Source organism: Candidatus Streptomyces philanthi, assembly GCF_059553635.1.
The window spans coordinates 1-21778 of record NZ_JCANQV010000089.1 but is presented as its reverse complement, the minus strand read 5'-3'; the positions used below and the strand labels follow the sequence as shown (position 1 = coordinate 21778).

Here is a 21778-nt window from a genome sequence, read left to right as displayed (position 1 = left end):
CGGCGGTACCGGCGCGGAGGAGTGACGGTGGCGCTCCCCGGGGCCTCAGTGCCCCGAGGTGGCCTTGAGCCCGACGACCGCGACCAGCAGCAGGCAGATGAAGAAGATCCGGGCCGCGGTGGCCGGCTCACCGAGCAGCAGGATTCCGGCCACCGCCGCACCGGCCGCGCCGATGCCCACCCACACGCCGTAGGCCGTGCCTATCGGCAGGGAACGGGCCGCGTACGACAGCAGCACCATGCTCGCGACGATGCCCGCGCCGGTGAACACACTGGGCCACAGCCGGGTGAACCCGTCGGTGTACTTCATCCCCACCGACCAGCCGACCTCCAGCAGACCCGCGACGACCAGCAGGAACCATGCCATGACGACACCTCCGAGAAGCGTTTCCACAAGGGGGTGCGTCGTCTTTTCCTGCCCGGTACGGCGCGTCTCGTCGGGTTGCCGCCGAGGCTAGCAAGCAACAACACCGGGTGGGCGGTGACCTCGGTCACCGCCCACCCGGTGCGGAAAAGCCCTCAGCGGGCGCCTACAGGTACAGCCCGGTGGAGTCGTCCGCGCCCTCCAGCCGCTCCGCGGCCACCGCGTGCAGATCACGCTCACGCATCAGGACGTACGCCACACCGCGCACCTCCACCTCGGCCCGGTCCTCCGGGTCGTACAGCACGCGGTCACCCACCTCGACGGTCCGCACGTTCTGGCCGATCGCGACCACTTCGGCCCAGGCCAGACGGCGGCCGACCGCGGCGGTCGCCGGAATGACGATGCCCCCGCTGGAGCGGCGCTCGCCCTCGGGGATGTCCGTCCGGACCAGCACACGGTCGTGCAGCATCCGGATCGGCAGCTTGTCATGGGTGTCGTGGGTGTTGTTGGCGCTCACGGCACGACGGTACCTGGCCCCCGCCGCACCGTACGCACCGCGGGCCACCGGGACCCTACGGACGACGCTTCTTGGACCGCATCACCAGCAGCCCCAGCACCGCCACCCCGATCATCGCCACCGGGACGATGCGCTCCAGCCGCGGCGCCCCGTCCTCGGACGTGAGCTGGCCGCGGACGTCCGACACCACCCGGTTGGCGGCCACATAGGCACGACCGGCCGTGCGGTCCACGGCCTCCACGGCCTTCGCCTTCGCGTCATCCATGATCGTCTTCGGGTGCAGCCGCACACCGATCTCGTCGAGCGTCGCGGCGAGATCCTGCCGCCTGCTGGCGATGTCCGCCTCGATCTGCGCAGGGGTCCTGGCTTCCGACACCGCGCTGCCTCCGTCGTCTCGGGCCGATGCGTACCGGGCCGGTCTGTGGACCCGTACGGAACCGGCCACCGTACTCTCTGTGCCGATTCGTGAGGGACAGTCTGTCAGCTCACGCCCCTCCACGCCCCACAGCACCCCCCGTTTCGGGCAGGCGGGACGGTTCCGGGGGCCGCCACGCCCCCGCACGAAGGCCGTAATCTCGGGGGCGTACCGATCCCCTCCGAGGAGAGACATGAGCGCGCGACTGAACCCCGGCGACACCGCCCCCGCCTTCACCCTCCCCGACGCGGACGGCAAGCAGGTCTCGCTCGCCGACCACAAGGGCCACAAGGTCATCGTCTACTTCTACCCGGCCGCGCTCACCCCCGGCTGCACCAAGCAGGCGTGCGACTTCACCGACAACCTCGACTTCCTCGCCGGCCACGGCTACGACGTCATCGGCATCTCCCCCGACAAGCCGGAGAAGCTCGCGAAGTTCCGCGAGAAGGAGGACCTCAAGGTCACCCTGCTCGGCGACCCCGCCAAGGAGACCCTGGAGGCGTACGGCGCCTTCGGCGAGAAGAAGCTCTACGGCAAGACCGTCACCGGCGTCATCCGCTCCACCGTCATCGTCGACGAGGACGGCAAGGTCGAACGGGCCCTGTACAACGTCAAGGCCACCGGCCACGTCGCCAAGATCATCAAGGATCTGAAGCTGTAACGGTCAGGGGCGCGCCGCGCCGTCCGGGGAGGCGAGCGCCGCCGCCTCCCCGGACACCACCACCGCCCGGTCCGGCAGCTCCAGCACCGCCCTGGCCCCACCGTCCTCCGCCGCGCCGAACTCCAGCCGCGCCCCCAGCACCTCCGCCTGCCCCGCCGCGATCGTCAACCCCAGACCGTGCCCGGTCCCCCGCTCCGGCGCCGCCGTACGGAACCGCCGCGGCCCCTCCGCGCACAGCTCCTCCGGATACCCCGGCCCGTGATCACGCACCACGATCCGGAAACCGTCGACCGCCACCTCGATCGGCGGCTCCCCGTGCTTCGCCGCGTTCGCCAGCAGATTCACCAGCACCCGCTCCACCCGGCGCCGGTCCGTCTCCACGATCCGCGGCTCCCCCACCACCGTCACGGACACCTCGTCCACCCCACGCTGCCGCGCCGCCCGCTTGACGATCCCCCGCACCAGCGACGGCAGCTCACAGGCGTCCACATCCGCCCGCTCCACCCCGGCGTCCAACCGGGACACCTCCAGCAGATCCTCCACAAGACGCCGCATCGCCTGCGCGCGATCACGCACCATCTCCACCGCCCGCGGCTCCGGCAGCAGCTCCGCCGCCGCCACCAGCCCCGCGACCGGCGTCCGCAGTTCGTGCGCCACGTCCGCGGTGAACTCCCGCTCCGCCTCCACCCGCGCCGCCAGCGACGTCGCCATGTGGTGCACACTGCGGCCCAGCTCCGCGACCTCGTCCCGGCCATGGCTGGAAAGCGCCCCCGCGTCCGGCTCCTCACCCGCCGCGATCCGCCGGGCCGCCGCCGCGCTCAGCCGCAGCCGCCGCGACAGCCGCTGCGAGACGAACCACGACACCACGGCCATCACCGCCACCGTCCCGACCCCCGCGATCAGCAACGCCCGGTCGAGCGCCACCTGCGCCGGATCACTGTCCGGGAACGCCGCCGACACCGACAGCGTGCGCAGATCACCGTCCGAACGCTCCCCCACCCCGGTGGCCGCCCACACCCGCGGGTCGTCACCCCCGCTGACGAACGTGCCCGACCTGCCACGGGCCACCGCGTCCCGCAACGGGAACGGCAGCGTCAGGTCGTCCAGCTGCGCGCCCAGCGCCAGCGTCCCGTCCCGCTCGTAGATCTGGAGCGCGGAACTGAGCCGGTCGTCCTGGTACGCACGCGCCGAACGCTCCCTCTCGGCATCGGCTATGTGGTGCACGGCGAACCCGAGCACCACCACGGCGAGTGCCGTCAAACTCGAAATGGCCAGGGCGATCCGGCCTCGGATGCCCATCACGCGAGGTTGTACACCTCCGTCGTGTCACCCAGCGGGGTCGACCCGTCGTAGGTCACCTCAAGTCCGGTGAACGCCCATCCGCCCTCGACCGCCCGCGGCCCGTAGAGCCGGAACGACGCGGGGAACACCGCGTCCGCGCCCGCCCCCGCCGCGGTCTTCTCCACCTGCACCACACCCCGGCCCTCGGCCGACCGGGCGTCGTAGTGGTCCCAGGTGAGCGCGGTCGCGACCATCCCGGCGTCCGCACAGGCCAAAGTGATCACCCGCGGCTTGACCGCCGGCTTCCCGAATCCGCAGTCCCGTACGCCCGGCAGGCCGCCCGACGGCTTCCCCGACTCCTTGCCCCCCTGCACCGCGGCCGTCTTCGGGGCGTTGCCCACCGCCGACGCGCGGTCCCCGGCCTGGCTCCACCACACCCCGGCGGCGGCCAGCACGGTGACCACGAGGAAGGTCACCAGGGCGGTACGCCCACCGGCCCACCGTGATCGTTCGCGGACGGTCATCATTTCTCCTCCCGGGGCGCACGCCCCGTACCCCCACCAGCAAACACGAACACCGCCGCGAGCGGACGCGGGGACCCGGCGCACAAGGCCCGGCACACCACCCCGGACGCAACCGAACGCAGTGCCGCCGATTCCACCTCACCCTCCTCTGCGCGCGACACGACCTGATTGCCCTCACACTGCGATGACCGCGCGGCTGTGTACCAGTCCTGTAACAACGGCCCGGCCCGCCGCGTGTCTCCCCGGCACCCATCGGAGGTGAGAAAACCGCAGGCCACGCCCGATGCCCCGGACGGCCCAACCGGAGTGACGTACGTCGCGTCGCGCCCCGACAGTGGTTTGATCCGCGCTCCTCTGCGCAGGCGCACCCGTCGTACCCACCGCGCACCGCGCACCGACCCTTGAGAGGACCGCCCAGTGCCGACCGGCAGCTCCGACGCAGACCCCGCTTCCGCACGGGACCCGGAAGCGCTCAGGCGTCACCATGTCCTCTTCCGCGCCATAGCCCGGCGGCGCAACCCTCCGCTACGGCGTACGGACATCACGGTCACCGACGAGCGGGTCGTCAAGCGCGCGGTGAAGGCCGCCGCCCTCGGCAACGCCATGGAATGGTTCGACTTCGGGATCTACAGCTACCTCGCCGTCACCATCGGCAAGGTCTTCTTCCCCGGCGGCGACGACACCACCAGTCTGCTGTCCTCCTTCGCGACCTTCGCCGTCGCCTTCCTCGTCCGCCCCCTCGGCGGCGCCTTCTTCGGACCGCTCGGCGACCGCATCGGCCGCAAGCGGGTCCTCGCCATCACCATGATCATGATGGCGCTGGGCACCCTCTGCATCGGCCTGATCCCCTCCCACGCCACCATCGGTGTCTGGGCCCCGGTCCTCCTCGTCGTCTTCCGCATGGTCCAGGGCTTCTCCACCGGCGGCGAGTACGGCGGCGCCTCCACCTTCATCGCCGAGTACGCGCCGGACAAGAAGCGCGGCTTCTACGGCAGCTTCCTGGAGATGGGCACCCTGGCCGGCTACATCGGCGCGGCCGGTCTCGTCCTCGTCCTCAACGCCACCCTCGGCGCCGGGGCCATGCTCTCCTGGGGCTGGCGCATCCCTTTCCTGGTCGCGGGCCCGCTCGGCCTGATCGGCCTCTACCTGCGACTCCGGCTCGACGAGACCCCCGCCTTCCAGAAACTGGAGGCATCCCAGGCCCACGCGCCCGTCACCCAGACCGCCGCCGAGGCCGCGCACCTGTCCGAGAACGCGCCCAGGAAGCGGATCGGCGAGATCTTCGCCCGGCACTGGCCGATGCTCGTCCTGTGCATCGCCCTGGTCGGCGCCTACAACATCTGCGTCTACCTGGTGCAGTCGTACATGCCGACGTACCTCACGAGCACCCTCGGCTACGACGAGTCCCACAGCCTGCTCATCCTCATCGGCAGCATGGCCGTGCTGATGTGCGTCATCAGCAGCGTCGGACGCCTCAGCGACCACTTCGGCCGCAAGCCGGTCCTGATGACGGGCATGCTCGGCTTCCTGATCCTCTCGCTCCCCGCCTTCTACCTGGTCAAGCAGGGCAGCTTCGCCGCGATCACGGGCGGGATGATGATGCTCGGCCTCTCCCTCGTCTGCCTCCAGGGCACCATGTCGGCCGCGCTGCCCGCCCTATTCCCCACCAGCGTCCGCTACGGCTCGCTCTCCATCGGCTACAACCTCGCCGTCTCCCTCTTCGGCGGCACGACCCCCCTGGTCATCACGGCCCTGATGGACACCTTCGACCAGAACCTGATGGTCCCCGCCTACTACGCCATGCTCGCCGCCCTGGTCGGCGTCATCAGCGTCCTGTGCATGAAGGAAACCGCACGCCAACCCCTCGAAGGCTCTCCCCCCTCGGTCGCCACCAAGGAGGAGGCCGCCGAAATCATCGCGTCACAGAACCACGAACCGCGGTTCTGACGGGGTGCGGAAGCGCGGTGGACGAAGGAGATCCTGGAAGAGGCGGTGGCGTTGTCGGCCAGCATGTGCGAGGTCCTGCGACGCCTCGGGCCCGACCCGGTGGGCGGTCAGCACACCCATCTCAGCCGGCGCATCCGCCACCTGGGGATCGACACCTCGCACTTCTCCGCGAACGCACCACCGCGCCCCGCCGGTACTCCCCCGAAGATCTCCTGGTGGAGACGGAGAAGCTGACCCGGCGCGTGCCGAGCCGCCGCCTCAAGCAGGCCCTCCCGGCGCTCGGCACGAACGAGCAATGCGCGCTCTGCGGCACCGGCCCCGTCTGGCGCCACCGTCCACTCCCCCTTGAGGTGGACCACATCGACGGCAACTGGCGGAACAACCGCCGGGAGAACTTACGTCTCCTGTGCCCCAACTGTCATGCCGTCACCGCCACTTGGTGCCGTGGCGGACGTCGGCGGGCATCCACGGGCCCGGACCCAGTACAGTGAGCGCCGAGGGCCCGTATCCCAGCTGGCTAGAGGATGCCGGTTTAGGTCCGGTATGTCGTGGGTTCGAGTCCCACCGGGCCCACCTGTGCCGCAGCCTCCCCGACCCGCGGTCGGGGAGGCTGCGGCACGTTCAGGGGCTTCACCCCAGCAGTTCCCGCACCACCGGGACCAGGGCGCGGAACGCCTTGCCGCGGTGGCTGATGGCGTTCTTCTCGTCGGGGGTCAGTTCGGCGCAGGTGCGGGTTTCGCCGAGGGGCTGGAGGACGGGGTCGTAGCCGAAGCCGCCGGTGCCGGAGGGGGTGTGACGGAGGGTTCCCTCCAGGGTGCCCTCGACGACGCGTTCGGTGCCGTCGGGGAGGGCGAGGGCGGCGGCGCAGGTGAAGTGGGCGGCGCGGTGGGGCTCGTCGATGTCGGAGAGCTGGGCGAGGAGCAGGGCGAGGTTCGCGGCGTCGTCGCCGTGGCGTCCGGACCAGCGGGCGGAGAAGATGCCGGGGGCGCCGCCGAGCACGTCGACGCAGAGGCCGGAGTCGTCGGCGACGGCGGGGAGGCCGGTGGCGCGGGCGAGGGCGTGCGCCTTGAGGAGGGCGTTCTCGGCGAAGGTGACGCCGGTCTCCTTGACGTCCGGGATCTCGGGGTAGGCGTCGGTGCCGACGAGTTCGACGTCGAGGTCCGCGGCCTCCAGGATGGCGCGGAGTTCGACGATCTTTCCGGTGTTGCGGGTGGCGAGGACGAGGCGGCGGGTGCCCGTGAGGGCTCCCTCGGTGGTGTGCTCCATGACGGAATTATCCCGGTGGGGTCCCGGTGCCCGTTCCGGGGGGCGGCGGCTTCCCCGCCGCGCCCCCGGTGGCGCGTCAGAGCGTGCGGGCCAGTGCCTCGCGCTGGGCGGCGTCGAGGGTGGTGCAGCCGGTGACGGCGAGGTCGAGGAGGGCGTTGAGTTCCTCGCGGGCGAAGGGCTCGGCCTCGGCGGTGCCCTGGACCTCGACGAAGCGGCCGTCGCCGGTGCAGACGACGTTCATGTCGGTCTCGGCGCGGACGTCCTCCTCGTAGCAGAGGTCGAGGAGCGGGACGCCGTCGACGATGCCGACGCTGACGGCCGAGACGGTGCCGGTCAGCGGCTTGCGGCCGTGGCGGATGAGCTTCTTGGCCTGGGCCCAGGCGACGGCGTCGGCGAGGGCGACGTAGGCGCCGGTGATGGCGGCGGTGCGGGTGCCGCCGTCGGCCTGGAGGACGTCGCAGTCGAGGACGATGGTGTTCTCGCCGAGGGCCTTGTAGTCGATGACGGCACGCAGCGAGCGGCCGATCAGTCGGCTGATCTCGTGCGTCCGGCCGCCGATCTTGCCGCGGACGGACTCGCGGTCGCCGCGGGTGTTGGTGGAGCGCGGCAGCATCGAGTACTCGGCGGTGACCCAGCCCTCGCCGCTGCCCTTGCGCCAGCGCGGGACGCCTTCGGTGACGGAGGCCGTGCAGAAGACTCGGGTGTCGCCGAAGGAGATCAGGACGGAGCCTTCGGCGTGCTTGCTCCAGCCGCGTTCGATGGTGACGGGGCGGAGCTGGTCGGGGGTACGGCCGTCGATGCGAGACATGGTCTCGACCCTATCGGGATCGGCGGGGCGGCCGCGCACGCGCGGGAGGAGGGCCCGCACACGCGCGCGAAGGGCCCCGGTCCCGTACGGCGGTGCGTGCGGGGGCGGGGCCCTTCGCGGGCGGACCATGGTGGTCAGCTCACATCATGTCTTCGATCTCGGCCGCGATGGGGTCGGCGTCGGTGCCGATGACGACCTGGATCGCGGTGCCCATCTTGACGACGCCGTGGGCGCCCGCGGACTTGAGGGCGGCCTCGTCCACCAGGGAGGCGTCGGCGACCTCGGTGCGGAGACGGGTGATGCACCCCTCGATCTCCTCGATGTTGTCGAGTCCGCCGAGGGCGGCGACGATCTTCTCAGCCTTGGTGGCCATGTCCACTCCTGCTTGTCTCGGCCGCCGGCGCTTCCGCCGTACGGTGCCCCAAACGGTAACGCACGTTCGGACCACGTTCGTGGGCGTCCGTCCGTCATCCGGTGAAAGATCACGTTCACTGACGGAGGGCCGCGGAACCCCCCGCGAGTGGTCTACACCACCAGTATGGGGCAGGGGGCCGGGGGAACCGCCTTCGCCTTCCGGGACGGGGGGGGCGTCCGGTCCTCGCCGCGACAAAAGCACACCCTCTTTTCCCCGCCGACCGATCCGCGACGGTGGCCGAAATTCCCCTCGGGCCTTTCGGCGGGACTTCGGTCCCTTTACGGGCCGCACCTCGTTGTTCCGGGCCGGGACCCGTGCGGCATGTGGTCCACACCACTTGGAAGAATGGATTCCTTTGCGTCGTGAGCCCGTGTTAAGAATGGTCTAAACCACTGTTGTGGTGCAGACCAACGGTGTAGACCACCCTGCGGGCCGTCCCCCTTCCCGAGCGCCCGCCTCTCCAGGAGGAATCCGATGAGTTCGGCCACTGCCGCCGCGAAGGCGGCCCCCGCGAAGAAGCGGGGCTCCGGCCTGTTCCAGGGCTTGCAGAAGATCGGCCGCAGTCTTCAGCTGCCGATCGCCGTCCTCCCCGCGGCGGGCATCCTCAACCGCCTCGGCCAGGACGACGTCTTCGGCCCCAAGGGACTCGGCTGGGACCAGGTCGCCAAGGTCTTCTCGGGCGCCGGCGGCATCCTCTTCGACTCCTCCCTCGGTCTGCCGCTGCTGTTCTGCATCGGTGTCGCCATCGGCTTCGCCAAGAAGGCGGACGGCTCCACCGCGCTCGCCGCGGTCGTCGGGTTCCTCGTCTACTACTCGGTGATCCACAAGTTCCCGAAGGCGTGCGAGGACGGCGGGAAGTTCGTCCCGACCGGCACCTTCGACGGGGCGTGCGTACCCGCGCACGGTCATGTGGCGGTCGGTGATGTGGCGGCCGCCTCGTACCAGAACCCGGGTGTGCTCGGCGGCATCGTGATGGGTCTGCTCGCCGCGGTCCTGTGGCAGCGCTTCCACCGCACCAAGCTCGTCGACTGGCTCGGCTTCTTCAACGGCCGCCGTCTGGTGCCGATCATCATGGCCTTCGTCGGCACCGCCGTCGGTGTCCTGGTCGTCCTCGGCTGGCAGCCGATCGGCAACGCCATCACGAGCTTCGGCGAGTGGATGACGGGTCTGGGCGCCGCGGGCGCCGGTGTCTTCGGTCTCATCAACCGCGCGCTGATCCCGGTCGGCATGCACCAGTTCGTCAACACCGTCGCCTGGTTCCAGATCGGCGACTTCACCGACGTGGCGGGCAAGATCGCTCACGGTGACATCAACCGCTTCATGGCGGGCGACCCGACCGCCGGCCAGTTCACCTCCGGCTTCTTCCCGATCATGATGTTCGGTCTGCCGGCCGCCGCCCTGGCCATCGCGCACTGCGCCCGCCCCGAGCGCCGCAAGGCCGTCATGGGCATGATGCTCTCGCTCGGTCTGACCTCGTTCGTCTGCGGTATCACCGAGCCGATCGAGTTCACCTTCATGTTCATCGCGCCGGTGCTGTACGCCATCCACGCGGTGCTCACCGCGATCTCGATGACGGTGACCTGGGCGCTGGGCGTGCACGACGGCTTCACCTTCTCCGCCGGCGCCATCGACTACGGGCTGAACTGGGGTCTGGCGACCAAGCCCTGGATGATCATCCCGATCGGTCTGTGCTTCGCCGCCCTGTACTACGTGCTCTTCCGCTTCGCGATCACGAAGTTCAACCTCCCCACCCCGGGCCGCGAGCCCGAGGAGGAGAGCGAGGACCTGACCAAGGCGTAGGCCGCCGGTCCCGCGTACACCGAGGGCCCTGGAACTCCTGCTCGGAGTTCCAGGGCCCTCTGCCATGCGGGGGGCGCCGGCTCAGATCTCGTACACGGTGCCCGCCTCGGCGACCTCCACCGGCCCGTCGAAGACCTTCTGGGCGTCGCCCAGGCTGACGGCGGGATCGGTCCACGGCGGGATGTGGGTGAGGACGAGGCGGCCGACGCCCGCCCGGCGGGCGTGCTCCCCGGCCTCGCGGCCGTTGAGGTGCAGGTCCGGGATGGACTCGCGGCCGTGGGTGAAGGACGCCTCGCACAGGAAGAGGTCGGCGCCCTGGGCGAGGGTGTCCAGCGCCGCGCAGGGGCCGGTGTCGCCGGAGTACGCCAGTGCCCGCCCGTCGTGCTCGACGCGGAAGCCGAACGATTCCACGGGGTGCCGTACCAGCTCCGCCCGGAGGGTGAAGGGGCCGACGGTGAAGGTGCCCGGGGTGAGGGTGCGGAAGTCGAAGACCTCGCCCATCGCCCCCTCGTGCGGCAGGTCGTCATGGGCCGCGACCAGGCGGCGCTCGGTGCCCTCGGGACCGTAGAGCGGCAGGGGCGCGCAGCGGACGCCGTCCGGGCGGTAGTAGCGGACGACGAAGTAGCCGCACAGGTCGATGCAGTGGTCCGCGTGCAGATGGGAGAGCACGACGGCGTCGAGGTCGTAGAGACCGCAGTGGCGCTGCATCTCGCCGAGGGCGCCGTTGCCCATGTCGAGGAGCAGCCTGAAGCCGTCGGCCTCCAGGAGGTAGCTCGAACAGGGCGATTCCACGGAGGGGAACGACCCGGAGCATCCGACGACGGTGAGCTTCATGCGGGCGTGAACCTCCGTGGGCGGGGGCGGCGGGGCGTCGGGCCGGGCGGTGCCGCCGGCGTCCTCGCCGGTGCGCGCTGCCGGGTCCGTGGTGGTCTGTGCGGTGCCCACGAGGGTAAGGCGCAAAGGGTCCGCCCGCTCCTCCGGCGGGGCGAGCTGTGGGCGGAATCACCAGACCGGGGGGCTCGCCCGGGGCCGCGGGAAGGGCGGGGCGCGGGCCCGCCCTTCCCCGCGCCGGTCTCAGGCCCAGAGCTGCCCGTGGAGGGTGGCGACGGCCGCTTCGGTGGACCCGGCGGTGTAGACGCCGGTGGAGAGGTACTTCCAGCCGCCGTCGGCGACGATGAAGACGATGTCGGCGCGTTCCCCGGCGCGTACGGCCTTGCGGGCCACGCCGAGGGCGGCGTGCAGGGCGGCGCCGGTGGAGATGCCCGCGAAGATGCCCTCCTCTGCGAGGAGTTCGCGGGTGCGGCGGACGGCGTCCTCGGAGCCGACGGAGAAGCGGGTGGTGAGGACGGACCCGTCGTACAGCTCGGGGACGAAGCCCTCGTCGAGGTTGCGCAGGCCGTAGACGATGTCGTCGTAGCGTGGCTCGGCGGCGACGATCTGCACGCCGGGGACGTGTTCGCGCAGGTAGCGGCCGACGCCCATCAGGGTGCCGGTGGTGCCGAGTCCGGCGACGAAGTGGGTGACGGAGGGCAGGTCGGCGAGGATCTCGGGGCCGGTGGTGGCGTAGTGCGCGGCGGCGTTGGCGGGGTTCCCGTACTGGTAGAGCATGATCCAGTCGGGGTGTTCGGCGGCGAGTTCCTTGGCGACGCGGACGGCGGTGTTGGAGCCGCCGGCGGCGGGCGAGGAGATGATCTCGGCGCCCCACATGGCGAGGAGTGCGCGTCGTTCCTCGGAGGTGTTCTCGGGCATGACGCAGACGATGCGGTAGCCCTTGAGTTTGGCGGCCATGGCGAGCGAGATGCCGGTGTTGCCGCTGGTGGGTTCGAGGATGGTGCAGCCGGGGGTGAGGCGGCCGTCCTTCTCCGCCTGCTCGATCATGTGCAGGGCGGGGCGGTCCTTGACCGAGCCGGTGGGGTTGCGGTCCTCCAGTTTGGCCCAGACGCGGACCTCGTCGGAGGGGGAGAGGCGCGGGAGGCGGACGAGAGGGGTGTTCCCGACCGCCGCCAGCGGGGAGTCGTACCGCACGTCAGACCATTCCCCCGGAACGGTGCGCGGCGGGCAGGGCGCCGCCGGCCACCGCGGGCAGGATGGTGACGCTGTCGCCGTCGGTGAGTTCGGTGGCGATGCCCTTGAGGAAGCGGACGTCCTCGTCGTTGAGGTAGACGTTGACGAAGCGGCGCAGTTGGTCGCCCTCGACCAGGCGTTCGCGGATGCCGGTGTGGCGGGACTCCAGGTCGGTGAAGAGGGCGTCGAGCGTGGTGCCGCTGCCTTCGACGGACTTCTGCCCGTCGGTGTAGGTGCGCAGGATGGTCGGGATGCGGACCTCGATGGCCATGGGGGTGCTCCTGTCGGAGTGCGGGTGCGGGGTGCGGTGCGGGTGCGCACGGGACGCGGGGGCCGCGGACCGGGACGCGGCGGGCGCGGGGCGCGGGCGGCGGTGGCCGGTCGGACGTCGTGGCAGGTCAGACGTCGGCGTGGGGGCGACATATGGCGCTGGAGGGGCGGCACAGGTCGATGTGCAGCCGGGCCGTTCCGCAGCCGAAAGCGCCCAGCAGGGCGGAGGCGGAGCGGCGCGTGGCGAGCGGAGCGTGCTGCCGCATGCCCGTCCTCTTCTCGCTCACGCTGTGGTCAACCATGCGGTCATCGTATCGATTCCCGGTCCGGGTTCTGGAACCTCGTCCCAGGATGCGGACGGTTGGCGTACGCCAGGTGGGACGAGGGCCGCCGCGGGGGTGGCCGGGCGGCCCTCCGGGAGCGTCAGGAGTACGCCTCGACGATCTCGACGTCCTCCTCCGTGATCACGCCGTCCACGATGCGGAACGACCGGAACTGGAAGGGCCCGGCGCCGTCGGTGTCGGCGGTGGAGACCAGGACGTAGTGCGCGCCGGGTTCGTTGGCGTAGGTGACGTCGGTGCGCGAGGGGTACGCCTCGGTGGCGGTGTGGGAGTGGTAGATGATCACCGGCTCCTCGTCGCGGTCGTCCATCTCGCGGTAGAGCCGGAGCAGGTCGGCGGAGTCGAACTCGTAGAACGTGGGCGAGCGGGCGGCGTTGAGCATCGGGATGAACCGCTCGGGGCGGCCGCTGCCGACCGGGCCCGCGACCACACCGCACGCCTCGTCCGGGTGGTCCTTGCGGGCGTGCTCGACGATCTGGTCGTGGAGGGCCTTGGTAAGGGTCAGCATGCGGCCAGGATAGGAGGGCTCTTGCGCGGCCCCCTCGGGGGCGGGGAAAGCGAACGGGCCCGTCCGCACCGGAGAGCGGTACGGACGGGCCCGGACAGCGGACGCGTGGGGTCAGTCCTTGGTCTTCCCGGCGGGCACGGTGACCGCGTCACGGGCGACGGCCGACGGGTCGCGCCGCTTGATCGCGAAGTACCCGACGGCCAGCAGGAGCGCCCACAGCGGCGCGGCGTAGAGCGAGATCCGGGCCTCGGGGTCGACGCCCATCATCACGATCACCATGCCGATGAAGAGGAGCGCGAAGACCGAGGTGTAGGGGGCGCCGGGCGCCTTGAAATCGGACTGCGGGAGTTCCCCGCGATTGGCCTTGGCCCGGTAGCGCAGGTGGGAGAAGAGGATGACGATCCACGCCCACATGCCGGAGATGGTGGCGAAGGCGACGACGTAGTCGAATGCCTGGCCGGGCCACTGGTAGTTGATCCAGACGCCGACCAGCATCATCGCGACGGAGACGCTGGTGCCCCAGGTGGGCAGGCCGTTCTTGCTGAGGTGGGTGAAGAACCGCGGGCCCTGGCCGTTGAGCGCGAGGTCGCGCAGCATCCGGCCCGTGGAGTACATGCCGGAATTGGCCGAGGAGAGCGCGGCGGTCAGGACGACGAAATTGACGATGCCGGCGCCGGCCGGCAGGCCGATCTTCTGGAATGCGGCGACGAACGGGCTGACGCCGGGCTCGAAGATCTTCCAGCTGACGACGGACAGAATGATGAGGAGGGCGCCGATGTAGAACAGGCCGATCCGCCACGGCACGGTGTTGATCGCCTTGGGAAGGACCTTCTTCGGGTCCGCGGCCTCGCCCGCCGTGACACCGACGAGTTCGACGGCGAGGAATGCGAACATCACGATCTGAAGGGTCATCAGCGTGCCGCCGATGCCCCTCGGGAAGAATCCGCCGTCGGCCCACAGAAGGCTGAACGAAGCGGTGTCGCCGGCGTCGGAGAATCCGAGCAGGATCACCCCGAGGCCGATGAGGATCATTCCGATGATCGCGGTGACCTTGACCATCGAGAACCAGAATTCCAGTTCACCGAAGATCTTCACGGAGATCAGGTTGATCCCGAAGAGGGCGACGGTGAAGACGAGGGCGGAAATCCACTGCGGGATATCCGAGTTCCAGTAGTGGATATATTTTGCCGCGGCGGTCACTTCGGTGATGCCGGTGACGACCCAGAACAGCCAGTAGGTCCAGCCCGTGGCGAAGCCGATGAACGGACCGAGGAATTCCCGTCCGTACTCCGAGAAGGAGCCGGAGACGGGCCGGTACATGAGCAGTTCGCCCAGTGCCCGCATGATGAAGAAGATGACGAGGCCGACGATCGCATAGGCCAGGACGATGCTCGGCCCTGCCTTGGATATGGCCTTGCCCGCCCCCAGGAAAAGGCCGGTACCGATGGCGCCGCCAATGGCGATCATCTGGATCTGGCGGTTTCCCAGACCCCGCTGATAGCCCTCCTCGGAGGTCTTCCCGGCGGTCTCTTTGCCGTTGTGTCCCTTGTCGACCTGCACAGAGGTCATATGTGGTGCGCCTTTCTCCAACCGATCCGGTCTGTCCGGATCGGGTCCCGATCCCCCCGGATGGAGTTCCTGCGCGCCGGCGGTCGGCCGGCACGGCGCCCCCGTCGTGACAGGGGTGGCGTCACTGACGGCAGGTGGTGAACATCTATACACGTCGCTCGATGCGCCGACCAGTACTGTTCGCGGTGCGGCGTTCGTGAGGAATCGGGCAAAGCCCTGGTGGATCGCCAGGGCTCACGTGCGCGGTGATGGGATCGTTATCCGGATTTGAGGCTCCGCTGAGCGAAAGCCTCCCGAATGGTAACCAGGCTTCAGTGCAGGAGCGATTCGATCAGGGTCTCCTGGAGGCCGCCCAGCCAGAGGTAGGCCATGACCATCGGTTTACGGGGGTCGGAGTCCGGCAGCCGCAGCAGTTCACCGCCGTCGTCGTCATCGGTGACCTCCAGTCGGGTGCCGATGGCGAGCCGGAGATCGTTGAGGGCGCCGAGCCAGCGGCGGCACTCGTCGGGCGTCAGGCGCAGCACCGCGCCCCGTTCGCCGCCGGGCGTCAGCGCGTCCAGGGCGCGGACGAGGGCGAGCGCGTCCTCGCGTTTGCGGGCGCGCAGATCGTTCTCGGTGTAGCGGCGGAACTCGGCGGAGGCCGCGCGGACGTCGTCGTCGGGGACGGTGTCGGGCCCGCCGTACGCGTCGGGGAAGAGGCGGGCGAGCACCGGATCGGCGGGCGGTTCGCTGGGGCCGTCCTTGAAGAGGGAGGCGAGCAGGTCGTCCTCGCCGGTGGCGGGCTCGTCGCCGGGGCCGATCAGCTCCAGCAGCTGGACGGCGAGGCTGCGGAGGATGGAGACCTCGACCTCGTCGAAGAGGGCGGCGGCGCCGCCCTCGGGCAGGGGTTCGAAGTGGCCGGCCATCAGCGGTCCTGCTGGAGGGTCGCCCACAGGCCGTAGCCGTGCATGGCCTGGACGTCGCGTTCCATCTCCTCGCGGCTGCCGCTGGAGACGATGGCGCGGCCCTTGTGGTGGACGTCGAGCATCAGCTGGTGTGCCTTGTCCTTGGGGTAGCCGAAGTAGCTCTGGAACACATAGACCACATAGCTCATGAGGTTCACGGGGTCGTTGTGAACGACGGTGACCCACGGAACGTCGGGTTCGGGGACCTCGAAGGGGGCCTCGCTGGACTCGGGACGCTCGATCTCGACCGGGACGCTGAGCGTGGCGAGGGACGGCCGCGACATGATCGTGGGTGACGGGTGGGCGCTCACACGCCCCATGCTGCCACCCGGGGGCAGCGCGCGCACAAACGGCCCCGGTGGTGGCGCCCGCCACAGAAATCGTCAAAGTGACGAGTAGGGGAGGTAGCATCCCTCCCGTGCCGTACCCCGGGGACCACTGAGCCCGGAGGACGGCGGGTGCCGTTGTGGCGCGCAGTGATCGAATTGCGAGGTATGCCGAAGTGAACGTTGCAGACCTGGGGCTGCCGGTGGCCGTGCCGTCGACCGCGCTCTTCACCGACCAGTACGAGCTGACCATGGTGCAGGCCGCGCTGAGGTCCGGCACCGCGGACCGCCGCACGGTCTTCGAGGTCTTCACCCGCCGGCTGCCCGAGGGCCGCCGCTACGGCGTCGTCGCGGGCACCGGCCGGGTGCTGGACGCGGTGGAGAACTTCCGCTTCGACGCCACGATCCTCGGCTTCCTGCGCGAGCGCGGCATCCTGGACGAGCCGACGCTCCAGTGGCTCGCCGACTACCGCTTCCGCGGCGACATCTGGGGCTACCCGGAGGGCGAGGTCTACTTCCCCGGTTCGCCCGTCATGCGGGTGGAGGGCACCTTCGCCGAGGCGGTGCTGCTGGAGACGGTGATCCTCTCCATCCTCAACCACGACTCGGCGGTCGCCGCCGCGGCCTCCCGGATGGCGGTGGCCGCGGGCGACCGGCCGCTGATGGAGATGGGCGCGCGCCGCACCCATGAGCTGGCCGCGGTGGCCGCCGCCCGCGCCGCGTACGTCGGTGGTTTCCACACCACCTCCGACCTGGCCGCCGGCTTCCGCTACAACATCCCCACCGTCGGCACCAGCGCCCACGCCTTCACCCTGCTGCACGACACCGAGCGCGACGCCTTCACCGCCCAGGTCGAGACCCTGGGCGGTGGGACGACCCTGCTGGTGGACACCTTCGACGTCGCCGAGGCGGTCCGTACCGCCGTCGAGGTCGCGGGCCCCTCCCTGGGCGCGGTCCGCATCGACTCCGGGGACCTGCTGCTGATCGCCCACCGGGTGCGCCAGCAGCTGGACGAGCTGGGCGCCGTGAACACCAAGATCGTGGTCACCAGCGACCTGGACGAGTACGCCATCGCCTCGCTGGCCGCGGCGCCCGTGGACGCGTACGGCGTCGGCACCCACCTGGTGACCGGCAGCGGGCACCCGACCTGCTCGATGGTCTACAAGCTGGTCGCCCGCGCGGAGAGCGACGCGCCGGACGCGCCGCTGCTGCCGGTCGCGAAGAAGTCGATGGGCAAGAAGTCCTCCCTGGGCGGCCGCAAGTGGGCGGCGCGCCGGCCGGACGCGGCGGGGGTGGCCGAGGCCGAGGTGGTCGGCACCGGGCCGGTGCCCGAGGAGCTGGCCGACCGGCAGCTGCTGGTGCCGCTGGTGCGCGGGGGTGAGGTGGTGGCGCGTGAGCCGCTGGACGCCGCCCGGGACCGGCACATCGCCGCCCGCGCGGGGCTGCCGCTGTCGGCGACCCAGCTCTCGCGCGGCGAGGCCGTGCTGCCGACCGAGTACCTCTGACGGCGGGGTGTCCGGGGACGGCCCCGTGCCCGGACACCCCGCCCCGGAAAGCTCCCGCGCCCCACTCCCGTACGGGCCGCCCAGTGACTACCCTCGGTCACATCAGGCCCGTACCGCACCTCCGTACGCGGCACTCCCCGCTCCCTCGGGCACTCCCCCTCCCCCTACCGGCCGGAAGGCACGCACCATGCACCGCGCACTGATCGTCGTCGACGTCCAGAACGACTTCTGCGAGGGCGGCAGCCTCGCCGTGGCGGGGGGCGCGGACGTGGCCGCGGCCATCACGGACCTCATCGGCCAGGCCGCCGGCGGCTGCTACCGCCATGTCGTCGCCACCCGCGACCACCACATCGACCCCGGCGACCACTTCTCCGACCACCCCGACTTCACGCACTCCTGGCCCCCGCACTGCGTCGCCGGTACCGAGGGCAGCGGCTTCCACGCCAACTTCGCCCCGGCCGTCGCCTCCGGCGCGATCGACGCGGTCTTCGACAAGGGCGCCCACACCGCCGCGTACAGCGGCTTCGAGGGCACCGACGAGCACGGCACCCCGCTCGCCGGGTGGCTGGCCGCCCACGGGGTCACCGAGGTGGACATCGTCGGGCTCGCCACCGACCACTGCGTACGGGCCACCGCCCTGGACGCGCTGCGCGCCGGGCTGCGCACCCGGGTGCTGCTCGACCTGACCGCCGGGGTGGCGCCGGAGACCACCGCGCGGGCGCTGGAGGAGCTGCGGGCGGCGGGCGCGGAGCTGTCGGGCGAGCCGGTCCTGCCCGGCGTCTGACGGCGGGCGCGGCTCAGGCGGCCGGGGCGGGACCCAGCAGGGTCCGGATCGGGTGCCAGGACTCGGTGTCGTCGTCCGGTTCCCGGCGCCAGACCAGGCCGTCGGGGTGGTGGAGTACGGCGGTGATCTCGTCCGGGGTCGGGGGGCTGCTGTTGCCGCGGAGGTAGACCGAGCGCAGCCCCAGGTTGCGCAGCCTGGTCAGGGCGCGCTGGCGGTTCACGGCGTGGACGAGGACGCGGACGCGGCGGCCGTCACCGCCCGGCACGGGCAGGGCGAGGGCGACCACCACGGTGCCGCCCGGAAGTCTGGTGAAACCGCCACCGGAGACGGTCATGATTCCCCCTGTGAGACTCGGCCGTAAGACCCGGCGTCAACGAGGAACTGCACGACGCATCTAAACGCGATCGGCCGCCGCCCGCCAGGGGGCGACGGCCGATGCCGCTGTGACCTGCGGGTTCAGTGCTTCTTCGACGCCGGTGCCACCTTCAGGGTCACCGTGGAGCCGTCCTTGGCCTCCTTGGTGATCTTGATCTTGGTGTTGGTGTCAGGAACGATCACGCTGCCGGTCGGGTTCGCCTTGTCGTAGTAGACGCCGTTGCGGTCGTCGAAGGTGGTCACGCCCTTCTTCGAGGCGATCTTCACCGGCTTGCCGTCCCGGTGCAGCAGCAGGGCGTCCGTACGCTGCGCCGTGAACGTCGCGTCGTAGGTCTGGAAGCGGTTGCGCATGACCGTGCCGTCGGCCCACCGCTCGGCCTTGGGGTGCGCGTCCACCGGGAGGATCAGACCGCGGCCGGGGTGCTCGCCGACGTTGTTGTCGTCCTGCGAGGTGTCCCACAGCCAGACCAGCACACCGTTCTGGTACGGGAAGTGCTCGACCCAGCCCGGCCGGTCGGTGGTCCAGCCGAAGTTGTACGGGCCGGTCTTCAGCGTGGTGTCGTACGACACGTACTGGCGGTTCTCGGCGAGGTAGTACTGCGCGTAGTCCTTGGTGAAGGACGCGCCGATGCGGGAGAAGCCGTCGGCCTGCCAGCCGTTGTCGCCGTTCTCGGCGTCGTCGGTGAAGACCGGCTTGCCGTCGGCGGTCACGGTGATCGCGTCGGCGGCGAAGCCCTTCAGCGCCAGCCCGCCGTCGGTCTGGTAGCGGAACCGCAGGTCGATCTTCTTGCCCGCGTAGGCGTCCAGCGGGAGGACCAGGTCCTGGTACGCGCCGGAGGTGCCGGTCAGGCCCGGCTTGTCGCCGCCGTCGCGCGGCAGGGCACGGCCGTCCGCGGTGCCGTCCAGCGCGGTCCACTTCGCGCCGCCGTCGGTGGAGACCTCCGCGTAGAGGAAGTCGTAGTTCTCCTCGATGTCCCACCAGCCCTTGAGGGTCAGCGACGCCTTGGAGCTGCCGGTGAGGTCCACGCTGCGGGTGAGGGTGTTCTTGAGGTCGTTGCCCATGCCGCTCCACCACTGGTGGGAGCCCTGCGCGGGCGGGACGATCTCGGTGGTGACCGCCTTGGTCGGCAGCTCGACGACGAGCGCCTGCTTGTTCTTGGTGTTGTACTCGGCGACGCCCAGCTTGTGGGTGGACTTCGTCGCGGCCTTGGCCTTGTCGTAGTTCAGCCAGCCGAGCTGGAGCTTGTCCCAGGCGCTCATGTCGCCGGGCAGGTCGCCGATGGCGTCCTTGCCACGGCCGAGCCAGGAGCCGGCGGACATCAGCGACCAGGAGTCCACCGAGGACTCACCGGTACCGCTGGTGTCGTACTCGTCCGGCAGGCCCAGGTCGTGCCCGTACTCGTGGGCGAAGACGCCGAGGCCGCCGTTCTCCGGCTGCATGGTGTAGTCGCCGACCCAGATGCCGGTGTCGCCGATCTCGGTGCCGCCGGCCTTGTTGCCCGCCGGGCCCGTCTTCTCGTTGTCGGTGCCGTACGCGTACCAGCGGTGCGCCCACAGGGCGTCGGTGCCCTGGGCGCCGCCGCCCGCGGACTCGTCCTCGCCGGCGTGGACGATCTGGAAGTGGTCGATGTAACCGTCGGGCTCGTTGAAGTCGCCGTCGCCGTCGTAGTCGTAGCGGTCCCACTGGTCGTACTGGGCGAGGTCGGCCTTGATCTGGGCGGTGGTGCGGCCCGCGGCCTTCTGGTCCTTGTACCACTGGTTGACGCCGTCGCGGACCAGGTCCCAGACGTTGGGGCAGTTGGTGCTGCCGCAGTAGTTCGAGCCGTAGCGGGCCTCGTTCCAGGGGACCCTGACCCAGTCGCTGACCTCACCGTCGACGGAGTAGCGGCCCGAGGACTGCTTCTCGTAGTACTTGGCGAGGGACTCCTTCTTCTTGTCGTGCGAGAAGTAGAGGTCCTGGAAGTGCTGCCGGCTGAAGTCCTTCTGCCAGGCCGTGGAGTTGTCCTTGCTCCGGTCCGGCTCGGCGATGGTGTTGTGCGCGGGGCCCGGGTCGCCACCGTACTTCTTGACCGGCGGCTTGGGGCCCTCGGGCCCGTCCGGGTCGTACATCGTGGTGTTGTCGACCTTGTCGCCGAAGTCGACCAGGATCGTGAAGATCTTGTCGGTCTTCTCGCGGGCCAGCTCGACGTACTTGCTCTTGCCCAGCTTGACGACCTTGGAGGCGCCCTTCTTGGTCGCCTTGGCGTCGCCGGATATGACCTGCTGGAGGGCTTCCTCGCGCTGCGCCGCCTGCCGCTCGCTGAACGGGCCCTTGAGGTCGTGGTCCACGGCCCGCTCGGGGGCCGGGTCGTGCTGCCGGGGCGTGGCCGCGGGTGCGCCGGGGGCGGCCTGCGCCGTACCCACCGACAGACCCGCCGCCCCGATCGCGGCGATCGCCGTGATCAGGGCGGCGGGTCTGAACAGCCCTTTTTTGTCTCTCACTTGCCTCATTCCTCCCCATGCCGTAACCGGCATTCGAAGGAATTTGACCGGAACATGAGGAGAAAAAACAGGTCTTGACTTGCGGGAACGGGCGGCGTAGGTCACCGTGCCTCCCGGCCCCGGCCCGGCTCAGGCCGTGGACACCACCACCGTCCTGGCCGCCTTGTCGTGCAGGCACTGGTGGTACGGCTGGTCCCAGGTGCACCACAGGACATTGACCAGCCAGAAGACGAAACCGCAGCACGGGACGATCTCCGGCAGCGTGTAGACCGCGGCCCGCAGCCAGCCCGCCTGGCCCGCCGGGATCGATCCGTCCGCCAGCATCGCGACCCGGATCTGCATCGCCATCTTGCCGAGGGTCTGCCCCCGGTGGGTGAGCATCAGCCCCTCGTAGAGCAGATAGACCAGCATCGTCACGCCCGTGACCGTGGCCTGCTTGCCGGTCTCCGCGTTGCTGGTGCTGGTGTAGTCCACCCAGCCCACCAGCCCGCTCATGATCAAGCTCACCGGCACGCCGACGATGATCGCGTCGATGATCCGCGCCACCAGCCGGCGCCCGCGCCCGGCGAGCGGCGGCATCCCCGCGAGCGGATCGGGGGCGCCGCCGTAGGGGC

24 protein-coding genes, 1 tRNA gene, 1 pseudogene and 1 riboswitch are annotated in these 21778 nt (G+C 70.5%); of the genes and pseudogenes, 7 read left to right on the top strand and 19 right to left on the bottom strand.

Translation table 11 applies throughout. The features are described 5' to 3' along the window. Positions 1-45: 45 nt before the first annotated feature. The 3 genes from sugE to AC51EU_RS13380 all read right to left on the bottom strand — a co-directional run bounded on the left by sugE (position 46) and on the right by AC51EU_RS13380 (position 1256). Entirely contained in the window at positions 46-366 is a 321-nt protein-coding gene (gene sugE, locus AC51EU_RS13390) for a quaternary ammonium compound efflux SMR transporter SugE (RefSeq protein ID WP_496267099.1), read from the bottom strand. A gap of 32 nt (positions 367-398) precedes the next feature. Beyond that, a riboswitch (guanidine-III (ykkC-III) riboswitch) is annotated at positions 399-459 on the bottom strand. A gap of 70 nt (positions 460-529) precedes the next feature. Then, the gene (locus tag AC51EU_RS13385) at positions 530-832 is read right to left on the bottom strand and encodes a GroES family chaperonin (protein WP_496267102.1); all 303 of its coding nucleotides are present in this window, start codon (positions 830-832) and stop codon (positions 530-532) included. Positions 833-935: 103 nt separating this feature from the next. Further along, positions 936-1256 (bottom strand): DUF3618 domain-containing protein, encoded by a 321-nt coding sequence (locus AC51EU_RS13380; protein WP_496267098.1) that lies wholly within the window; start codon positions 1254-1256, stop codon positions 936-938. A gap of 232 nt (positions 1257-1488) precedes the next feature. On the opposite strand from AC51EU_RS13380, the gene bcp reads away from it, so the two are divergent. Beyond that, positions 1489-1956, top strand: a complete 468-nt coding sequence (gene bcp, locus AC51EU_RS13375) for a thioredoxin-dependent thiol peroxidase (protein WP_496267097.1) — start codon at positions 1489-1491, stop codon at positions 1954-1956. 3 nt (positions 1957-1959) lie between these two features. On the opposite strand, the gene AC51EU_RS13370 is transcribed toward bcp, so the two are convergent. Together AC51EU_RS13370 and AC51EU_RS13365 are read right to left on the bottom strand one after the other, a co-directional pair. Next, entirely contained in the window at positions 1960-3255 is a 1296-nt protein-coding gene (locus AC51EU_RS13370) for a sensor histidine kinase (RefSeq protein ID WP_496267096.1), read from the bottom strand. Beyond that, positions 3255-3761 carry a hypothetical protein gene (locus AC51EU_RS13365; RefSeq protein ID WP_496267095.1) on the bottom strand — a complete coding sequence of 169 codons (507 nt, stop codon included), beginning with the start codon at positions 3759-3761 and terminating at the stop codon, positions 3255-3257. The genes AC51EU_RS13370 and AC51EU_RS13365 overlap by 1 nt, the downstream gene beginning before the upstream one ends. A 417-nt stretch (positions 3762-4178) precedes the next feature. Here AC51EU_RS13365 and AC51EU_RS13360 point away from each other — a divergent pair, with 417 nt between their 5' ends. The 3 genes and pseudogenes from AC51EU_RS13360 (at position 4179) to AC51EU_RS13350 (ending at position 6281) form a co-directional block, all read left to right on the top strand. Then, positions 4179-5708, top strand: a complete 1530-nt coding sequence (locus AC51EU_RS13360) for an MFS transporter (protein WP_496267094.1) — start codon at positions 4179-4181, stop codon at positions 5706-5708. A gap of 30 nt (positions 5709-5738) precedes the next feature. Beyond that, positions 5739-6199, top strand: a pseudogene (locus tag AC51EU_RS13355) (HNH endonuclease). A 7-nt stretch (positions 6200-6206) separates the two neighbouring features. Beyond that, positions 6207-6281, top strand: a tRNA-Leu gene (locus AC51EU_RS13350). Positions 6282-6338: 57 nt separating this feature from the next. Here the strand turns inward: AC51EU_RS13350 and rdgB are convergent. From rdgB to AC51EU_RS13335, 3 genes are all read right to left on the bottom strand, one after another. Further along, entirely contained in the window at positions 6339-6974 is a 636-nt protein-coding gene (gene rdgB, locus AC51EU_RS13345; protein WP_496267093.1) for an RdgB/HAM1 family non-canonical purine NTP pyrophosphatase, read from the bottom strand. A 76-nt stretch (positions 6975-7050) separates the two neighbouring features. After that, entirely contained in the window at positions 7051-7782 is a 732-nt protein-coding gene (gene rph / locus AC51EU_RS13340; RefSeq protein ID WP_496267092.1) for a ribonuclease PH, read from the bottom strand. Between the two features lie 139 nt (positions 7783-7921). After that, a complete protein-coding gene (locus AC51EU_RS13335) occupies positions 7922-8155 on the bottom strand; it encodes a PTS sugar transporter subunit IIB (protein ID WP_496267091.1) in 234 nt (77 codons plus the stop codon). A gap of 516 nt (positions 8156-8671) precedes the next feature. On the opposite strand from AC51EU_RS13335, the gene AC51EU_RS13330 reads away from it, so the two are divergent. Beyond that, on the top strand, positions 8672-9997 hold the full coding sequence (locus tag AC51EU_RS13330; protein ID WP_496267090.1) for a PTS transporter subunit EIIC: 1326 nt from the start codon (positions 8672-8674) through the stop codon (positions 9995-9997). 81 nt (positions 9998-10078) lie between these two features. Here the strand turns inward: AC51EU_RS13330 and AC51EU_RS13325 are convergent, their stop codons facing one another. The 8 genes from AC51EU_RS13325 to clpS form a co-directional block, all read right to left on the bottom strand. Continuing rightward, positions 10079-10831: an MBL fold metallo-hydrolase gene (locus AC51EU_RS13325; protein WP_496267101.1), complete on the bottom strand. Its 753-nt coding sequence runs from the start codon at positions 10829-10831 to the stop codon at positions 10079-10081. Positions 10832-11071: 240 nt separating this feature from the next. Next, positions 11072-12022 (bottom strand): PLP-dependent cysteine synthase family protein, encoded by a 951-nt coding sequence (locus AC51EU_RS13320; RefSeq protein WP_496267089.1) that lies wholly within the window; start codon positions 12020-12022, stop codon positions 11072-11074. A gap of 1 nt (position 12023) precedes the next feature. After that, positions 12024-12332 (bottom strand): MoaD/ThiS family protein, encoded by a 309-nt coding sequence (locus AC51EU_RS13315; protein ID WP_496267088.1) that lies wholly within the window; start codon positions 12330-12332, stop codon positions 12024-12026. A gap of 127 nt (positions 12333-12459) precedes the next feature. Continuing rightward, on the bottom strand, positions 12460-12633 hold the full coding sequence (locus tag AC51EU_RS13310) for a putative leader peptide (RefSeq protein WP_496267087.1): 174 nt from the start codon (positions 12631-12633) through the stop codon (positions 12460-12462). Positions 12634-12754: 121 nt separating this feature from the next. Continuing rightward, a complete protein-coding gene (locus tag AC51EU_RS13305) occupies positions 12755-13180 on the bottom strand; it encodes a M67 family metallopeptidase (RefSeq protein ID WP_496267086.1) in 426 nt (141 codons plus the stop codon). Between the two features lie 111 nt (positions 13181-13291). Beyond that, positions 13292-14749, bottom strand: coding sequence for an amino acid permease (locus AC51EU_RS13300; RefSeq protein WP_496267085.1), 1458 nt, complete (start codon positions 14747-14749; stop codon positions 13292-13294). Between the two features lie 311 nt (positions 14750-15060). Continuing rightward, the gene (locus tag AC51EU_RS13295) at positions 15061-15654 is read right to left on the bottom strand and encodes a DUF2017 domain-containing protein (protein ID WP_496267084.1); all 594 of its coding nucleotides are present in this window, start codon (positions 15652-15654) and stop codon (positions 15061-15063) included. Beyond that, a complete protein-coding gene (gene clpS, locus AC51EU_RS13290; protein WP_496267100.1) occupies positions 15654-15977 on the bottom strand; it encodes an ATP-dependent Clp protease adapter ClpS in 324 nt (107 codons plus the stop codon). The genes AC51EU_RS13295 and clpS overlap by 1 nt, the downstream gene beginning before the upstream one ends. 218 nt (positions 15978-16195) lie before the next feature. Here clpS and AC51EU_RS13285 point away from each other — a divergent pair, with 218 nt between their 5' ends. Both AC51EU_RS13285 and AC51EU_RS13280 read left to right on the top strand, forming a co-directional pair. Further along, the gene (locus AC51EU_RS13285; protein WP_496267083.1) at positions 16196-17524 is read left to right on the top strand and encodes a nicotinate phosphoribosyltransferase; all 1329 of its coding nucleotides are present in this window, start codon (positions 16196-16198) and stop codon (positions 17522-17524) included. Between the two features lie 187 nt (positions 17525-17711). Next, positions 17712-18308, top strand: coding sequence for an isochorismatase family protein (locus tag AC51EU_RS13280; protein ID WP_496267082.1), 597 nt, complete (start codon positions 17712-17714; stop codon positions 18306-18308). 13 nt (positions 18309-18321) lie between these two features. On the opposite strand, the gene AC51EU_RS13275 is transcribed toward AC51EU_RS13280, so the two are convergent. From AC51EU_RS13275 to AC51EU_RS13265, 3 genes are all read right to left on the bottom strand, one after another. After that, positions 18322-18642, bottom strand: a complete 321-nt coding sequence (locus tag AC51EU_RS13275) for a hypothetical protein (RefSeq protein ID WP_496267081.1) — start codon at positions 18640-18642, stop codon at positions 18322-18324. 122 nt (positions 18643-18764) lie between these two features. Further along, positions 18765-21173: an immune inhibitor A domain-containing protein gene (locus tag AC51EU_RS13270; protein WP_496267080.1), complete on the bottom strand. Its 2409-nt coding sequence runs from the start codon at positions 21171-21173 to the stop codon at positions 18765-18767. Between the two features lie 120 nt (positions 21174-21293). Then, a partial coding sequence (locus AC51EU_RS13265) for an RDD family protein (protein WP_496267079.1) occupies positions 21294-21778 on the bottom strand: 485 nt, incomplete at its 5' end.

What these genes read in the sequence shown, in the direction of transcription:
- AC51EU_RS13295 (WP_496267084.1), bottom strand. Translation starts at nt 15,654, where the DNA reads ATGGCCGGCCACTTCGAACCCCTGCCCGAGGGCGGCGCCGCCGCCCTC.
- bcp (WP_496267097.1), top strand. Translation starts at nt 1,489, where the DNA reads ATGAGCGCGCGACTGAACCCCGGCGACACCGCCCCCGCCTTCACCCTC.
- AC51EU_RS13385 (WP_496267102.1), bottom strand. Translation starts at nt 832, where the DNA reads ATGCTGCACGACCGTGTGCTGGTCCGGACGGACATCCCCGAGGGCGAG.
- rph (WP_496267092.1), bottom strand. Translation starts at nt 7,782, where the DNA reads ATGTCTCGCATCGACGGCCGTACCCCCGACCAGCTCCGCCCCGTCACC.
- AC51EU_RS13315 (WP_496267088.1), bottom strand. Translation starts at nt 12,332, where the DNA reads ATGGCCATCGAGGTCCGCATCCCGACCATCCTGCGCACCTACACCGAC.
- clpS (WP_496267100.1), bottom strand. Translation starts at nt 15,977, where the DNA reads ATGTCGCGGCCGTCCCTCGCCACGCTCAGCGTCCCGGTCGAGATCGAG.
- AC51EU_RS13280 (WP_496267082.1), top strand. Translation starts at nt 17,712, where the DNA reads ATGCACCGCGCACTGATCGTCGTCGACGTCCAGAACGACTTCTGCGAG.
- AC51EU_RS13305 (WP_496267086.1), bottom strand. Translation starts at nt 13,180, where the DNA reads ATGCTGACCCTTACCAAGGCCCTCCACGACCAGATCGTCGAGCACGCC.
- AC51EU_RS13370 (WP_496267096.1), bottom strand. Translation starts at nt 3,255, where the DNA reads ATGGGCATCCGAGGCCGGATCGCCCTGGCCATTTCGAGTTTGACGGCA.
- AC51EU_RS13270 (WP_496267080.1), bottom strand. Translation starts at nt 21,173, where the DNA reads ATGAGGCAAGTGAGAGACAAAAAAGGGCTGTTCAGACCCGCCGCCCTG.
- AC51EU_RS13330 (WP_496267090.1), top strand. Translation starts at nt 8,672, where the DNA reads ATGAGTTCGGCCACTGCCGCCGCGAAGGCGGCCCCCGCGAAGAAGCGG.
- AC51EU_RS13335 (WP_496267091.1), bottom strand. Translation starts at nt 8,155, where the DNA reads ATGGCCACCAAGGCTGAGAAGATCGTCGCCGCCCTCGGCGGACTCGAC.
- sugE (WP_496267099.1), bottom strand. Translation starts at nt 366, where the DNA reads ATGGCATGGTTCCTGCTGGTCGTCGCGGGTCTGCTGGAGGTCGGCTGG.
- AC51EU_RS13310 (WP_496267087.1), bottom strand. Translation starts at nt 12,633, where the DNA reads ATGGTTGACCACAGCGTGAGCGAGAAGAGGACGGGCATGCGGCAGCAC.
- AC51EU_RS13325 (WP_496267101.1), bottom strand. Translation starts at nt 10,831, where the DNA reads ATGAAGCTCACCGTCGTCGGATGCTCCGGGTCGTTCCCCTCCGTGGAA.
- rdgB (WP_496267093.1), bottom strand. Translation starts at nt 6,974, where the DNA reads ATGGAGCACACCACCGAGGGAGCCCTCACGGGCACCCGCCGCCTCGTC.
- AC51EU_RS13300 (WP_496267085.1), bottom strand. Translation starts at nt 14,749, where the DNA reads ATGACCTCTGTGCAGGTCGACAAGGGACACAACGGCAAAGAGACCGCC.
- AC51EU_RS13275 (WP_496267081.1), bottom strand. Translation starts at nt 18,642, where the DNA reads ATGACCGTCTCCGGTGGCGGTTTCACCAGACTTCCGGGCGGCACCGTG.
- AC51EU_RS13365 (WP_496267095.1), bottom strand. Translation starts at nt 3,761, where the DNA reads ATGACCGTCCGCGAACGATCACGGTGGGCCGGTGGGCGTACCGCCCTG.